The following is a 15,329-nucleotide window of genomic DNA, read 5'->3' as shown; positions in this document are numbered from 1 at the left end:
AGCTTTTTTAATATCCTAATTAAAATAATGGAACTAAACCCAGTCACCATTTCTAAATACTGGAACTGTAGACCCGTCTTCTTTAATTCCATCAATATCCATATCAGCTGATCCCATCATGAAATCAACATGAGTTTGAGATATATTCATGTGGTTACTTGCTAGTTCTTCATCTGTCATTTCAGTTCCACCTTCAATATTAAATGGATAAGATGCACCTAATGCTAAATGATCACTAGCATTTTCATCATATAAAGTATTATAAAAAATAATTCCTGATTGTGAAATTGGTGATGGATCAGGAACTAATGAGACTTCTCCTAATGATTTAGCTCCTTCATCAGTTGCTAATAAATGATTTAATACTTTTTGACCTTTATCTGCAGTTGCTTCAATTACTTTTCCATCTTTAAAAGTAAAACGCATATTTTCTAAAATACTACCTGAATAACTTAATGGTTTAGTAGAAGTTACATATCCGTCAATTCTAGTATTATCTGCAGATGTAAAAACTTCTTCAGTTGGCATATTTGGCATGAAGAATACTCCATCAGCACTTGTACTTCCAGCACCTGCCCACACATGATTTTTAGGTAACCCAATTGTTAAATCAGTTCTAGGTGATTTATATTTCAAAGCTGAAAACTGTTCTTGATTTAACCATTCAGCTTTATCTTGTAAAGTTTTAGCATGTCTTTCCCATTCAGCAATTGGATCATCATTATCTACTCGAGCAGTTTTAAAGATCTCTTTCCATAATGCATCTAAAGCCTCTTCTTTATCTAAGTCAGGAAATACTTGCTTAGCCCATGCATAATCAGCAGCCCCAATAATTGTCCAACTTAAATCATTATTTTGAGTTGCTAATCTAACTGCACGTAATGCTTTACCACTAGAAGCTTGTTTTTTTGCAATTCGTTCTTCATCTACACCAGCAAAAGCAGCTGGATCTTCAGATAACACTGAAATTCTTACTACTCGATTATCAGCAATATAATTTGCTTCTTCAACCTTAAAATTTGGAACTTCGGTCAAATGCTTTTCATCTGCATTTTCTAAAAATTGTTTTGCTGTAAAAACATCATCCCATTTAACCATCACGTTAGAAGCACCGGCCTTATAAGCTTCTTTAATAATTAAATGCGCTAATTTTTGTTGAGTAACCGATATATAAAGAACCACTTCTTGTCCCTTTTGTAAATTAACCCCAGTTTTAATTGTTAGTTCAGCATACTTTTTTAATGTTTCATCAAAATTTGCAATTGTCATCAAAATTCCCCCATTCAATTTTATATTGTTGTACATTATACATGAAACTAAAGTTTATTTGCTTAATAAATTGAAATTATTTTAAATAGACTTTATAATCATTAAGCTAACTATTTATAAGTAGGTGAAATTATGACAAACAAAATTACTGATATTCTAAATATTAAATATCCAATTATTCAAGCATCTATGAATTGGCTAACTGATGCTAATTTAGTAGCATCGGTTTCTAATGCTGGTGGACTTGGTGTATTAGGTCCAAACGCAGGTCGAAATTCTTTAGAAGAAGATTCTATGGAAACTCTAAAAAATGAAATTATAAAAACCAAAAAATTAACTTCTAATCCTTTTGCAGTTAATTTAATGCTAACTTCACCAAATGGAGAAAATAAATATGCCAAAAGAGTTTTTAATACAGCAATTCAAGAAGGCGTAAATATTTTCATCGTCTCTGGTATCGTAGACGATGAAATTTCACATTTAGTAAAAGATAACAATTCCATTCTAATTATTCGTGAAATAGATCCTACTGCTAACGAAGCCAAAAGAGCTGAAAAACTTGGAGCAGATATAATCATAGCAACCGGAGATGATGAAGGTGGTGTCATTCCAACTTCTGGACATGGAACTTTTACAACTATCCCAAGAATAGTCGATGCAGTTAATATTCCTGTCATTGGAGCTGGTGGAATTGACGACATTAGAGGAATTAGAGCTGCATTTGCTTTAGGTGCCCAGGGCGTTTATCTTGGTACTCGTTTTATTGCAACAAAAGAAAATCGTGCTGACAAAGCCATTAAAAATATCATTTTAAACTCTAATAATGAAGACATTCTTTATGCTGCACCTAATCAAAGATCTATCAAAAATAAAATTAGTCAAATTTGGGCTGATGAATATAAAAATGGCGCTAAAGATACCTTTCAAAAAACCAGAATTCAAGGTGGAACAAGAACCGCAATGCTTGAAGGTAAAATTGATGATGGAGTTATTTCTGTCGGATTAGGAATTGATCAAATACATGATATTCCATCAGTCAAAGAATTAATTAATCGATTAATGATTGATTTTAAGTAAAATATCTTTTTATCGACTTTGTTATCAATATTGCTTAAAATAGAAATTAAACTTTAAATTAATGAAAGGAGTGTATTTATAATGTCAAAAGATGCCAAAAGAGCAATTTATATTTTAATTTTTTCTAACTTTTTAATTTGTTTAGGAATAAGTTTAATAATTCCTGTTGAACCTTTTATCAAAACTGAATATCATTTAACAACAACTCAAATGGGAATTATGACCGCTTTATTTTCATTTGCTCAGTTTATTTTTTCACCAATCATTGGAAGAATTTCAGACAAAATCGGACGTAGTCCAGTTATTATTGGAGGATTAATAATCTTTGCCATTTCTGAATTTATTTTTGCTATCGCTAGTACTGTAATGGTTTTTAACTTTTCTAGAATTATTGGTGGAATTTCCGCAGCAATGGTTGTTCCAACATCAATGGCAATGGCTGCTGATTTAACAACTGAAAAAGATCGAGCTAAAGTAATTGGATGGCTGTCTGCAGCTTTTAGTGGAGGATTAATTGTTGGTCCTGGTATTGGTGGATTATTAGCAACGATTGATTATAAAACACCATTTTGGGCTTCTGCCTGTTTAGGAATCATTAGTGCATTTGTATTCTTTGTACTTGTTCCAAAACACATCAAAGATTACGAAGCTGATTTAGATAATTCTTTAGATACCCCACAAGTTTCTCAAGCAGGTGTTAAACATCTTTTAAAAAATAGTGCTGTTGTAACTTTATTCTTAATGATTTTAGTCGCAGCATTTGGTCTTCAAGGCTTTGAAAGTATTTATACTATCTATGTACATCAAGTATTCAACTTCTCATTAAATAATATTTCTGTAGTATTAATCTTAAACGGAGTTTTATCATTAATTCTTCAAGTTGTATTTTTTGATAAACTAATTAATTCTCGTGGATCCATTAAATTAATTCGTGATTGTTACTTCTTAAGTGCTATTGGTATTGTTTGGATTTTATTAGCTCATGATAAAATATCAGTAGTTATCGCAACATTACTTATCTTTTGTGCTTTCGATGTACTAAGACCAGCAATTACAACAGTTTTAACAAAATTCGGTAAAAACAATCAAGGTACAATTAATGGATTGAATATGTCATTAACCAGTATTGGAAACATATTTGGACCTATTATTGCAGGTTCTTTAATGGATATTAATCATTTTTATCCATATTCCTTAGTAGCAATCATTTTGGCAATTGCTGGATCAATAACATTTTTAGTTAGTCATGAAATGAGAAAGCAAAATTTAATTAAATAACATTACAAATACATTACAAAAAAATTACGTTTGTGTTATACTTGGTTCATTCAAGGATAAAGGAAGTAATGCATTATGAAAAAAACACTTAAATTAATTACCTTTTCTCTACTACTATCAACTTTATTTTCTGTTAGCAGTATTAGTGCCAATAAAATTCCAAATTCATGGTCAAAATATTGGGTTAATTCACATCAAGTAATTACCAAAAAAGATGTTTCTGTGCAAAAAATACATCCTAGAATTCCTCAATCAAATTCTAAAGTAACTAAAAATATTAAAATTAAAAAAGGTACAAAATTAACGGTTTGGGGAGCAGGAGCAAGTTATACTTGGATTGTTCAAAATAAAACTAATTTAAAACCTAATAAAAATGTTATTTATAATATTGCAACACCATCAACTAAATGGATGGAAATAGTTAAATAAAAAAAATCATCGAATTTTATTTTCGATGATTTTTTTTGTATTAATTTTTTTCATTAAAATAACACTACGTTTAATAAAAAATTCATTCAATGTTATTATGAAACATATAAATGGAGTATTCTTACGTTATTAATAATCACTACAATGATTGTTATTGATTATATATATACTAAAAAACACATCTAAAGAAATTAAACGTCAAGAAGTCTATTTAATGAGATCTTTCATTTTTGTGTTAACTACTTCGATTTTAATAATTCAACCAATTCTACATATTTTAATTAGTAATGTTGATACAAATATAATTGATTTTTTTACAGAACTTATAATTATAGGATATACAATTGCACAAGCAATTGAAACTAAGCTATTAAATAAAGATATCTCAGACCAAAAAAATTTGGGTAAAAAAAGTATTCATATTAGTAATTACTATAAAATTATAGATAGAAGAAAAAATCAAAACATTTAAAATATGGAAGAAAACAAAAATAATAATCAAAAAAGCACTCATAAGAGTGCTTTTTTATTTAATTTAACTCATTTTCAGAAGATCCATTATTTAAAACATCATTAAAATTCTTATAACTAATTGAAATCATATCTTCTAATGCAGGTTCTGTAAAAGATCCAACGTGTGGAGTTACGATTGCATTAGGATATTGACTCATTAATTTAATAACATCATCATTTGGTAAATCTGATAAATTATTAAATTCTTTTCCAAAAATACTACCTTCATCAACTAAAACATCAGTTCCGTAACCACCTAAAGTATGATTATCCAAAGCTTCAGTTACTGCTTTAGTATCTACAACTTGAGCTCTAGCTGTATTAATTATAATTGCATCATCTTTCATCATCGCAATTTCATCTTTACCAATTAGATTATCATTGTCTCCAGGTACGTAAGGAATATGAAGTGATAATATATCAGATTCTTTAATTAATTCTTCAAAACTAACCATTTCAGCATATTCTTTTGCTTTGGTTGAAGCTCTACGTGAATATGAAAGAACACGTGCTCCCATACCTTTATATAACTTAGCTTCAGTTGAACCAATCTTACCTAATCCAATAATTCCGATTGTTGAGCTATGAATTTCACGGCTAAAATATGAATTTTCAACCTTAAAATTACCATTATGTGTATTAACAATTGCTGGAGCAATTCCTCGATATAATGTGACTCCCATAGACATTGCAAGTTCTGCAACCGCGTATGGAGAGTAACCAGGTACTCGAGCAACTTTGATTCCTAATTTATCTGCAGCAGTTAAATCTACATGATCATAACCAACTGTTCGAGTAAATACATAATTAATGCCCCACTCTTTGAATTTAGATAAATTTTCTTCATCAGTTACACATGTTCCACGAACTAATACTGCATCTGAACCTTTTGATTCAATTGCATTTTCATGATTTAACATATCAGAAACTAAGTTTAGTTCATAATCATATACATTTAACTTTTTAAAATATTCAACTTCAATTGGTCGAACACCATAAGCAGTTATTTTAAACATTTTAATACCCCTAACTAATTATAAAATCCCTGAATTATTAATTATCTCTAAAATAGCAATCCAAATTGGCATCATAATAACAGCTAAAACAGTTGAAATTAAAGAAGCATTTGAAGCTAAAACTGCATTGCGATCAAAACTAATTGCATAAGCTGAAGCAACTGTTGCAGTTGGAGTAGCCATCATAATTACCATTGTTGCAATAGCAACATAACTCATTGGCATTAAACCAATTGATGATAGTAAAACTGTGATTGCTAGAGTAAATAATGGAACTAAGATAACTTTACTTAATCCATAGTACCAAGAAATTTTATCAGAAGCGGCATCTTTAAATGAAATTGATCCAAGTGTAATCCCAATTGATAACCATGCTAGTGGTGATGATAATTGAGCTAAATAATTTAATGGTTGCCAAATCCATAATGCTGTTTGATCAATTCTAAAGAAAGCAACATTATGCATTCCTGCAGCTTCATTAATTACACCTTTAACAACTGTAGGTGCAGAAACTTGTGGCATATATGGTTGAATAAGCCATAAAATTAAACCTAAGAAAGTTGCAATAACAACTGGGTTTAATAACATTTTCTTTAAGTTTTGTACTTCCATTTTTAAACCAGACATTTTAATGTACGCATATGAATATAAGAATACACGGTATCCAATGTTAAAAATAGAACTATACATAATTCCTTTAGCACCAAAAACAGCACCTACAACTGGAATTCCAAAGAAAGTAGTTGATCCAAAAGTGGTAAGAATTCCTAACACATCACGTTTACTTTTCTCCTGCTTAGAATAAAGTAAAGGTGATACAAACATCAAAATAATGATAATTAAGAATCCCCAAATTAAAACATTGATTCCCTCAGATAAAGTTTTATTATCAATAGGTGCCATAAATGAATTCAATGCTAATGCTGGAATGGCAACAGTTAAAGTTACTTTCGATAAAATTTTACCAAAATTTTCTGAAAAAACATTTTTCTTTCGTAAGAAAAATCCTAGTAAAATAATAAAAATGGTTGAAGAGATTGCACTAAGAATACTTTGATTAGTGACAGTCTTCATTATTGCGTCTGTAATACTCATATTTCTTTCCTCCATATTATATACACTTAATTAGGGGGGTGTAAGCGCATTCAACTATTTTGCTCTATCATTTTACCTTATTTATATAATAGATGTAAAGCACTAATTAATTATTTAACAAAGTTCTTTCTATCCTATTTTAAATAGTATTTATAACTAAATATCCATATATCATCGATATGCTTAGTCAGCAGATTAAGTAACAAATATGTTTCAAAGTTACAATATTTTATATTTTTGTAATTAAAATACTCAAAAAAGAAATTATTGTGAAATTATTCTGAATTATTAATTAGTTATGATTAATCATGTTAATTACGAAAGGAATAATTATATTATGAATAAAATTATAAAATTTAGTTTATTAATTATTGCAAGTTTAATGATTGGAATTATTGGAATTCAAAATTCTAACACTGAAGCATCATCAGTTCATAAATACAATGATGTTTATAAAGTAGCTAAAAAGCAACTAGGAAAACCTTATATTTGGGGTTCAGTTGGACCAAAAGGATTTGATTGTTCTGGTTTAACTAGCTATGCATACAAAAAAGGAATTAAAGTAAATATTCCAAGAACTGCACAAGCTCAATACAGTAACGTAAAAAAAATATCTCGTAAAAACTTAAAAAAAGGTGATCTTGTTCACTTTGGATACAGTAAAAGAAGTATCTCACACGTTGGACTATACATTGGTAAAGGTAAAATGATTGATGCGCAAAATCGTGGTGTTATCGTTGAAAGAATTAATTCACCATGGTGGCACACAGTTGGTTATAGTAGACCTGCTAAATTAGATACTAATCAAAATTAAAACAAATTTTTTTCTCATTCTTTATTAATAATAAAGAATACAAAGGAGAGCATATGTCTTTCAAAAGAACAATTATCATAATGTCATCACTACTACTATTTACACTATTAGGATGTAATGTATCAGCAGATCAAACTCACAAAGGTACAATGGGATATAACTATTCTAAAAATGTAACTACAAATAAATCATCAAATTTAGCAAAAATGAAAGTTGGAAGTAAATCAAGCAATTCTAATTTGAAATCTAATTTTTCTCAAATCACATCACAAAATCCAGTTTATGATGTTTCCGAATGGCAAGGAAAATTTACCGCTGCAAAAGTTAAAAAGTTAAAAAATGAAGTTCCTTTTATCATTTTAAGAGTTCAGTACGGAAGTGCTTATGCAGATAAAACTTTTGAATACAATAAAAGCTTAATGGAAAAATATAATGTTCCTTATGGTGTTTATTCATTTAGTCAATACGAAAATTCAAGTGATGCTGCATATGAAGCTAAAACTTTATATCAAAAAGCTCCAAATGCTAAATTCTACATTAACGATTACGAAGATCAAACTGTAACAAGTGGTTCAACAAACGATGCAACTAATAGTTGGGTTAACGAAATCAGAAAATACTCCGGAAATAAAAAAGTACTTTTCTATTCTTATCAAAGCTTCATGTTAAAATATGCATCCAAAGCAATCAGTAATTACGATGGTTATTGGTTAGCTGCTTATCAAAACAGTGAACCAACTCGTGAACATGTTTTATGGCAATTTACAGATAATTATTATTCATCTGCTTTAAATTTAAACTTAGATGCAAGTGTATCTAATTCAAAAAACACTAGTTGGTTTATTGGAAACACTAACGAAGAAGGTACTGTTAACAACAATAATAGTACTAACAATAACGTTGATTCTAATGTAAGTACTACTACTCCAGCAAAATACCAAAAAATTAATAAAACAATGACAATTAAAAACAGTCCAGCTAATGATTTCTACTTACATGTTCCAAAAGATACCAGATATAAAAATAAAAGAACTTACTTCAGTAAAAATTACGCTAGTAAAAATGTAACGGTTAATAGTAAAGGAATTAATTCTAAAGATGGCGTTTACTATCGTGCATATTATAAAGGTAAGAAATTAGGTTGGATTCGATCATCTTCAATTGGTCCACTAATCACATATAAAAATACAAATGAAAAATTAAAAATAGTAAATAATCCTAAGTCACATTTTTATAATCATGTAACCAATAGTAAATACAGTGTAAAGAAAAAATACAATGGTAATACCTTTGCAAATCAAACTATAACAACCAACAAAGTTGCAACCAAGGATGGTTACAGTCATAAATATTATCGTTGTTATGCAAACGGAAAATTAATTGGATGGATTTACGGAGCTTCAATTTTAAAGAAATAAAGAAATAAAGAAATAAAGAAATAAAGAAATAAAGAAATAAAGAAATAAAGAAATAAAGAAATAAAGAAATAAAGAAATAAAGAAATAAAGAAATAAAGAAGAGTTATTATATAACTCTTCTTTTTATTTACAAATAACTAATGCTTGATAGCCTGATAAATTACTAATTGTTATATGATCAGATGATTTATTGGTTAAACTATTAATTAACAAGCATCCATTATATTCATTTGATAATTCAACTGGATTTTCACTCAAATTAACAAGAACAATTAAACTTTGTGTTTCAGTTTTGATTTCATATCCAATAATTGAATCAGGCAAATTATAAATTTCATGTAGATCACCTTCAGTAATTATTGAAGATATAATTTCATCATGCCTAATTTCACCTAACTTTTGATACATTTTTAAAACTGATAAATTATCAGATGATTCTTCTAAAACATTAATTCCATCAATTTCATCACTCATTTTTAACCATGGTTTATGTTCACTAAAACCAGCATAAATACTATTATTCCATTGCATTGGAGTTCTAGCATTATCACGAGATTTATTATTAATAATCGATAATGATTCTTCATTAGAATATCCATTTTCAATTGCTAAATTATAATTATTAATCGAAGAAATATCATCAAAATCTTCTAAAAATTCTCTTTCAAAATTTTTCATTCCTAATTCCTGACCTTGATAAATAAATGGAACTCCTGGAAGAAAATAATACATAATTCCCAATGCCTTAGCAGCATTAGCATTTTGATATTCTTTATTTTTAATTAACTTAGATAAAACTCGTGGTTGATCATGATTTTCTAAAACATTAGCATACCAACCACCCGATTGTTTGATTTCATTTTGGCTTTTAAAAATAACTTTTTTTAGTTCTTTAACTGTCCAGTTATTTTGTCCTCTGAACCATTCATCAACATCTAAGACATCAATATTCATATAATTAAAATCAAATACCATTGAAAAATAACCATCTTTACCAACAAACTTTGGTAAATCACGATCTGTTAATCCATATGCTTCACCAATTGTAACAGCATCATATTTTTTAAAGGTTTCATTAGATAATTCATTTAAAAATTCTTGAACTCCTGGACGATTTCTTCCTTTTTTAACTACTGAAGCTAATCCATCTTCTGCATCTGGTGGTAACGATTTCCAATCCAAATCTTTTTTTATGTGAGTAATTGCATCAATTCGAAAACCGGCGATTCCCTTACCTAACCACCAATTGATCATTTGATATATTTCTTTTCTTAACTTTGGATTTTCCCAATTTAAATCTGGTTGTTGTTTTGCAAAAGTATGAAAATAATAAGTTCCTGGTTCATTAGGGACAGGATCCCAAGTAGAACCACCAAAGATTGCACGCCAGTTATTTGGCTCTTTACCATCAGATGTAGTTTTAAAGATATAATAATCTCGATATTTACTATTTGGGTTACTGATTGCTTCTTGAAACCATTTATGCTGATCAGAAGTATGATTAACTACTAAATCCATAATAATATTCATATTTCTTTTTTTACTTTCTGTTAAAAGTTCATCAAAATCATCCATTGTTCCGAAAATAGGATCAATTGCTTGGTAATCAGAAATATCATATCCCATATCAAACATTGGTGATTGATAAATTGGTGATAACCAAATATCATCAACATGTAGATCCTGAAGATAATCTAATCTTGAAATAATCCCTTGTATATCCCCAATACCATCATTATTTGAATCTTGAAAAGAACGTGGATAAATTTGATAAAATGTATCATTTTTCCACCATGGAATATTTGTATTCATAGATAAACTCCTTATTATTTATACTTAATTGTAAATACACTAAGACTGGCAAACAACATAAAAATACTAGATAAAAATATCATTTGTGAAACTCCTCCAACAATTGGAAGAATTACAATACTTAAAATTGACCCTAAAATTTGTGGAATACATACTTGTGAATTAAATAAGCCTAAGTATGTTCCTAAATTATCTTTTGAAACAGAACTAGTTACCATTGTTAGTGGAAAAATAGTTATACTTGCCCAGCCAACACCAATCAAACCAAAAGCAATAACCATTATCGTTATTTGATGAGTGAAAAATGCTAATAAATATCCTAATGAACCAATCAATAAACTAATAGCAAATGTTTTTTTATAATTTTTAGTTTTAAATTTTAAAAAAATTGATGCAGTAACCAAAGCAGACAATGCATAAACTGCAGATAAAATGCCAAATAAATTACCACCTTTTTGGTAGGCCTCAGTAGTTGCATCTAAAGTTTTATAAATATTATTTGCAATAAAACCATTACCATAAATCCATAAGTAGCCAAATGCAAAGAAAGCAAAAAATTGAACTAACGCGACTGACCAAAAAATCTTAGGAGCCTCTTTTAATAATTGAATCATACTTTTAGACTTTTTATTATCACTAATATCATGTTGATTTCTAAATGTTTCTGGATCGACTTCCCTAACATTCATTACTGTTATAAGTGACGAAATTGCAATTGCAATTGCTGCAATATAAAAAGTCCAACTGACTGATTGTGGTATTTGACCAGGTTTAGCAGTGTTTTTAATTCCTAATATAGTTAATAAAAATGGCAAAAAGGTTGCTAAAACACTTCCAGAATTCAATAAAAAACTTTGAATTGAAAAAGCTTGACCTTGCTGTTTATCATTTACTAAATCGCCAACTAACATTTTATAAGGTTGCACACAAACATTAGAAGCAATCATAAATATAAAAACAATTATTGAAGCAACAATCACAGCCGTATTTGAACCCCAATTAAAATTTCCCACATTAGGTAATGCTATCAATGTCAAAATAGTAAAAACTGTACCAATCACGAGATATGGTATTCTTCTACCAAAATGAGGAATCCATGTTTTATCAGAATATTTTCCAATGATTGGCTGACAAAATAATCCCGTAATTGGAGGAATTATAAAAAGAATCCCTAATAAGTTAGGAGATGCACCAATCGTCTGAAATAATCTTCCCAATTGTGAACTTTCTAAAGCAAATGCCATTTGTGTACCAAACATCCCAAAGCTCAATAACCAAAGTATTTTGACAGAAAGATTGTTTAATTTATATTTATTATCACTTTTTGACATAAATATCTCCTTTATTTAATTATTAATTATAATAAATGATAATAAAAAAAGACAAACTTTGAAAGTTTTGTCTTTTATTCTGGATAATATTCTTCTAATGCTCTTTTTTCATAACTACCTAAAGGTTTCATTTTAGACTCTAAAATTGGATTCATAATTACTTTTAATTTATTATGTCCAACTTTAACTTTAGAGTTATCATGTTCAAATCCTAACACATGACCTAATTCATGAGTTGCAACATTAACTCTTGTAGCATATCTAATTTTTTAATATTATTATAGAGATACGCTTGCGTTGAATTACAAAAAGCTGGTGTATTACTATTTGCATTTGAATATTTAATTTTGTTAATAACTGTAATCCCTTTTACTGAATTAGAATTTTCAGAATTACCTTTAATGTCTTTTGCTGATTGATTATCATAATTACTATGTAAATCTACGTAATAATCGTTATAATTATCATTTGCTTCAACAAATTTTATAACTTTTAGTTTATTCCAACGATTAACTGCAGCCTTCCAAATCCTATCATTATTTTTATTACCGGTTAATTTATAATAAATTACTCGATTATCTTGTAAAGGCTGTCTAACAATTCTTTCCCCATGAGTAAAAAATGGAGCTACATTATTATTTAATTCTAAAGTAGAATTTTCATTTATATCTGCTTTAACTTCTACATTTTTAATATTAATAAATGAAATCAAAAATAGTAAAAATATCATCAAACCCGTATTTTTTTAATTTTCAAGTAAAAACCCTCCTATAATAGATAACATTTTAACATGAAAATTTTTTATATTCGAAATTTTAATCAATTTGTAATATAAAAAACAATAAAAGAGAAATCATATATGACTTCTCTTTTATAACATTTTATTTAACTTATTTATTCTAGATTCAATTGATGGATGAGTATCAAATAATCCATCTTTTTGTTTAGGCTTATTAATATATCCAGCAGTAGCATAGGAATGATTTTCTTTTTGATCTTTCTCTTCTTCTTTTGTATTCATTGAAATTTTTTGAAGAGCTTGAATCAATCCTTTTGGATTTTTAGTTAATTCTGCTGAAGATGCATCTGCTAAATATTCACGATTTCTTGATAATGCTAAAGTTAAAACTGATGCTAATAAGTTACCCACAAAAGATATTAAATTAGCAACTAAATATATTACTAAATAAACCATTGCAGAAGCACCTGAATTAGAATCTTGGTCATCATCATCTCTTGGTCCAAACCACATCATCCAATAAGATATTTCAGTAGCAATTAATCCCATAATATTAATCGCCGAACTAAAAGCATTAGCTAAAGTAGTTACTTTCATATCGCCGTTTTTAATATGTGAAACTTCGTGACCAATTACTCCAGTTAATTCTTCTCGATTTAAAGCATTTAAAATTCCAGAAGTAACTGCTAAACCGGCTTTTTGTGGATTAATTCCTGTAGCAAATGCATTTTTTTCTTCAGTATCAACTAAATATAATTTAGGTTTAGGAATTTGAGCTGCCAAACACATTTCTGTCACAATATTATCTAATTGTAAATAATCATTAACATCAATTGGCTTTGCATGATTCATTGACATAACTAAATCCATCGATAAACTACTCTGCATTAACAATGCATAAATCAAGCTTATAATAAGTCCAATTATTGCTCCACCAATCATCCCATTTATTGATCCTTTATTTAATAATCCACCAAATAAAGCTCCTATTGCAATCACAAGTAAAATAAACAAGGTTATCAAATAAATTGTTCTTTTTTTATTCGACCTTTGTTGTTCAAACCAATTTTGTTGCATAATATAACTCGCTTTCAAGTAAAGTTAATAAAAAAGCGCTATCAAATAGCACTTTTATTTTAAATCATCAAAATTAACATTTACATTTTTTTGTTCTTCTGTACTTGCACTAACTAACTTATCAACTTGTTTTAAATGCATCATATTTGCTATCCAAGAAGAAGGAATAGATACAATTGCTAAATTATAATTAGTAACTGAACTATTATATGCACTTTGGCATGCAGATATTTGATTAGCAATTGTTGTCATAGTTTCCATTAATGATGTAAATGAACTATTAGATTGTAATTGTGGATATGCTTCCATTGTTACATTAATAGAACGGCTTAACTGATTACTAGCTTTAATCGCTTTATCATAATCTTTATTATCAATTCCATCTTTCATTTGATCTCTCAAAGCAGTTACTTTTGTTAAAGTACCTCTTTCAGCATTAACGCTTCCCTTAACTGTTTCCATCAAATTAGGAATTAAATCATATCTTTTCTTTAATTGCACATCTATATCTGCTGCACTTTGATCAACTTGTAATCTTAGCCTTTGTAATTTGTTATAGATTGAAAATCCAATAATTACAAGTAAAACTAAAATAACAATAATTACTATTCCAATAACCATATTATTAGTTCCTTTCATTAAAATCCCAACTATTGTTTAGACTATCATATCATCTTATTATTTTTTAAACAATTTAATTATATCTTGAGTTTTTTAATTTAATACAAAATTAGAAAGTATAATTATAAATTTTTAAACTTCCCAATCATTATCCAAAATTTGATGATACTTTCTTCCGATGGGAATACTAATTTTAGAATCCATTATTCTCCTCATTGAATACCAAAACATTGGATCTTTCTTTTCATTTTTAGATAGTTTAACGATTAAAGTATCACCATCAATTGTTTTAACAATTACTAATGGATAAAATACTTTAATTAACTTTGCTGATACTATATTTTTGGTCATTTTTGTATCATCAATTAATTTAGACATTTATTTCACCTTCTAAGCTTTATTTCTATGAATTTTACAATTAAATGTTTAAATCAAGTTTAAAAAACAATGATAAAAGAAATAAAAAAGATTATCAAAAATACTCTTTATCCAACAGTTGCTGTAATTATTGAAATGATTAAAATTAATCCTGCTATCGATAAATTAAAAATTCGATGATTAGATAAAACTGCAATATATTCCCTAATAATTGCATTAGGTACAAAAAAACGACTTGTTTTAGCACCTAATCCATCAATCTTTAATCCTGCTTTTCGAGCATAGGTTCCTGCACGATAAATATGATAATTACTAGATACATAAATTCCATTATCTAATGCAAAATGATTCTTTTCAATAATTTTTTTAGAAAATAACATATTTTGAAAGGTTGTTTTTGATTCCGTTTCTGCAATTAAATCAGATGATGGGAGTCCTTTATCAAGAGCATATTGTTTCATA

17 protein-coding genes are annotated in these 15,329 nt (G+C 28.1%); 6 read left to right on the top strand and 11 right to left on the bottom strand.

All coding sequences use genetic code 11. From position 1 onward, the window contains the following. Positions 1-33: 33 nt before the first annotated feature. Complete coding sequence (locus GSH19_RS00085) at positions 34-1,269, bottom strand: aminopeptidase (protein WP_237025878.1); 1,236 nt, start codon at positions 1,267-1,269, stop codon at positions 34-36. A gap of 132 nt (positions 1,270-1,401) precedes the next feature. On the opposite strand from GSH19_RS00085, the gene GSH19_RS00080 reads away from it, so the two are divergent. The 4 genes from GSH19_RS00080 (at position 1,402) to GSH19_RS00065 (ending at position 4,525) form a co-directional block, all read left to right on the top strand. Then, complete coding sequence (locus GSH19_RS00080; protein WP_237025877.1) at positions 1,402-2,346, top strand: nitronate monooxygenase family protein; 945 nt, start codon at positions 1,402-1,404, stop codon at positions 2,344-2,346. 81 nt (positions 2,347-2,427) lie between these two features. Beyond that, on the top strand, positions 2,428-3,624 hold the full coding sequence (locus tag GSH19_RS00075) for an MFS transporter (RefSeq protein WP_237025876.1): 1,197 nt from the start codon (positions 2,428-2,430) through the stop codon (positions 3,622-3,624). Between the two features lie 75 nt (positions 3,625-3,699). Next, entirely contained in the window at positions 3,700-4,053 is a 354-nt protein-coding gene (locus GSH19_RS00070) for a hypothetical protein (RefSeq protein ID WP_237025875.1), read from the top strand. A gap of 232 nt (positions 4,054-4,285) precedes the next feature. Then, positions 4,286-4,525, top strand: coding sequence for a hypothetical protein (locus tag GSH19_RS00065; protein ID WP_237025874.1), 240 nt, complete (start codon positions 4,286-4,288; stop codon positions 4,523-4,525). A gap of 58 nt (positions 4,526-4,583) precedes the next feature. Here GSH19_RS00065 and GSH19_RS00060 read toward each other — a convergent pair whose 3' ends face one another. Together GSH19_RS00060 and GSH19_RS00055 are read right to left on the bottom strand one after the other, a co-directional pair. Beyond that, entirely contained in the window at positions 4,584-5,582 is a 999-nt protein-coding gene (locus GSH19_RS00060; RefSeq protein WP_237025873.1) for an NAD(P)-dependent oxidoreductase, read from the bottom strand. Between the two features lie 18 nt (positions 5,583-5,600). After that, entirely contained in the window at positions 5,601-6,677 is a 1,077-nt protein-coding gene (locus GSH19_RS00055; protein WP_237025872.1) for an AEC family transporter, read from the bottom strand. A gap of 337 nt (positions 6,678-7,014) precedes the next feature. Between GSH19_RS00055 and GSH19_RS00050 the strand changes: the two genes are divergently transcribed. Both GSH19_RS00050 and GSH19_RS00045 read left to right on the top strand, forming a co-directional pair. Next, entirely contained in the window at positions 7,015-7,491 is a 477-nt protein-coding gene (locus GSH19_RS00050) for a C40 family peptidase (RefSeq protein ID WP_237025871.1), read from the top strand. 53 nt (positions 7,492-7,544) lie between these two features. Continuing rightward, positions 7,545-8,909, top strand: a complete 1,365-nt coding sequence (locus GSH19_RS00045; RefSeq protein ID WP_237025870.1) for a GH25 family lysozyme — start codon at positions 7,545-7,547, stop codon at positions 8,907-8,909. A 123-nt stretch (positions 8,910-9,032) separates the two neighbouring features. On the opposite strand, the gene GSH19_RS00040 is transcribed toward GSH19_RS00045, so the two are convergent. The 8 genes from GSH19_RS00040 to GSH19_RS00005 all read right to left on the bottom strand — a co-directional run. Continuing rightward, positions 9,033-10,721 carry an alpha-glucosidase gene (locus GSH19_RS00040; protein WP_237025869.1) on the bottom strand — a complete coding sequence of 563 codons (1,689 nt, stop codon included), beginning with the start codon at positions 10,719-10,721 and terminating at the stop codon, positions 9,033-9,035. 14 nt (positions 10,722-10,735) lie between these two features. Then, the gene (locus GSH19_RS00035) at positions 10,736-12,052 is read right to left on the bottom strand and encodes an MFS transporter (RefSeq protein WP_237025868.1); all 1,317 of its coding nucleotides are present in this window, start codon (positions 12,050-12,052) and stop codon (positions 10,736-10,738) included. A 74-nt stretch (positions 12,053-12,126) separates the two neighbouring features. Continuing rightward, a complete protein-coding gene (locus GSH19_RS00030) occupies positions 12,127-12,270 on the bottom strand; it encodes a hypothetical protein (RefSeq protein ID WP_237025867.1) in 144 nt (47 codons plus the stop codon). A 5-nt stretch (positions 12,271-12,275) separates the two neighbouring features. Continuing rightward, on the bottom strand, positions 12,276-12,764 hold the full coding sequence (locus GSH19_RS00025) for a hypothetical protein (RefSeq protein WP_237025866.1): 489 nt from the start codon (positions 12,762-12,764) through the stop codon (positions 12,276-12,278). A gap of 159 nt (positions 12,765-12,923) precedes the next feature. Next, positions 12,924-13,868, bottom strand: coding sequence for a M48 family metalloprotease (locus tag GSH19_RS00020; RefSeq protein ID WP_237025865.1), 945 nt, complete (start codon positions 13,866-13,868; stop codon positions 12,924-12,926). Between the two features lie 54 nt (positions 13,869-13,922). Further along, positions 13,923-14,507 carry a LemA family protein gene (locus GSH19_RS00015; RefSeq protein ID WP_237025864.1) on the bottom strand — a complete coding sequence of 195 codons (585 nt, stop codon included), beginning with the start codon at positions 14,505-14,507 and terminating at the stop codon, positions 13,923-13,925. A 114-nt stretch (positions 14,508-14,621) separates the two neighbouring features. Continuing rightward, the gene (locus GSH19_RS00010; protein ID WP_237025863.1) at positions 14,622-14,867 is read right to left on the bottom strand and encodes a hypothetical protein; all 246 of its coding nucleotides are present in this window, start codon (positions 14,865-14,867) and stop codon (positions 14,622-14,624) included. A 107-nt stretch (positions 14,868-14,974) separates the two neighbouring features. Further along, the coding region (locus GSH19_RS00005; RefSeq protein WP_237025862.1) for a YdcF family protein at positions 14,975-15,329 on the bottom strand (355 nt) is incomplete at its 5' end.

This window comes from Lactobacillus sp. S2-2 (assembly GCF_021698855.1).
Taxonomy (GTDB): Bacteria; Bacillota; Bacilli; order Lactobacillales; family Lactobacillaceae; genus Fructilactobacillus.
Note: the sequence above shows the minus strand (reverse complement) of the source record. Positions and strands in the feature narration are given on the sequence as shown.

Coding starts and splice junctions, on each gene's coding strand:
- GSH19_RS00085 (WP_237025878.1), bottom strand. CDS start 1,269: ATGACAATTGCAAATTTTGATGAAACATTAAAAAAGTATGCTGAACTA.
- GSH19_RS00080 (WP_237025877.1), top strand. CDS start 1,402: ATGACAAACAAAATTACTGATATTCTAAATATTAAATATCCAATTATT.
- GSH19_RS00075 (WP_237025876.1), top strand. CDS start 2,428: ATGTCAAAAGATGCCAAAAGAGCAATTTATATTTTAATTTTTTCTAAC.
- GSH19_RS00070 (WP_237025875.1), top strand. CDS start 3,700: ATGAAAAAAACACTTAAATTAATTACCTTTTCTCTACTACTATCAACT.
- GSH19_RS00060 (WP_237025873.1), bottom strand. CDS start 5,582: ATGTTTAAAATAACTGCTTATGGTGTTCGACCAATTGAAGTTGAATAT.
- GSH19_RS00055 (WP_237025872.1), bottom strand. CDS start 6,677: ATGAGTATTACAGACGCAATAATGAAGACTGTCACTAATCAAAGTATT.
- GSH19_RS00050 (WP_237025871.1), top strand. CDS start 7,015: ATGAATAAAATTATAAAATTTAGTTTATTAATTATTGCAAGTTTAATG.
- GSH19_RS00045 (WP_237025870.1), top strand. CDS start 7,545: ATGTCTTTCAAAAGAACAATTATCATAATGTCATCACTACTACTATTT.
- GSH19_RS00040 (WP_237025869.1), bottom strand. CDS start 10,721: ATGAATACAAATATTCCATGGTGGAAAAATGATACATTTTATCAAATT.
- GSH19_RS00035 (WP_237025868.1), bottom strand. CDS start 12,052: ATGTCAAAAAGTGATAATAAATATAAATTAAACAATCTTTCTGTCAAA.
- GSH19_RS00020 (WP_237025865.1), bottom strand. CDS start 13,868: ATGCAACAAAATTGGTTTGAACAACAAAGGTCGAATAAAAAAAGAACA.
- GSH19_RS00015 (WP_237025864.1), bottom strand. CDS start 14,507: ATGAAAGGAACTAATAATATGGTTATTGGAATAGTAATTATTGTTATT.
- GSH19_RS00010 (WP_237025863.1), bottom strand. CDS start 14,867: ATGTCTAAATTAATTGATGATACAAAAATGACCAAAAATATAGTATCA.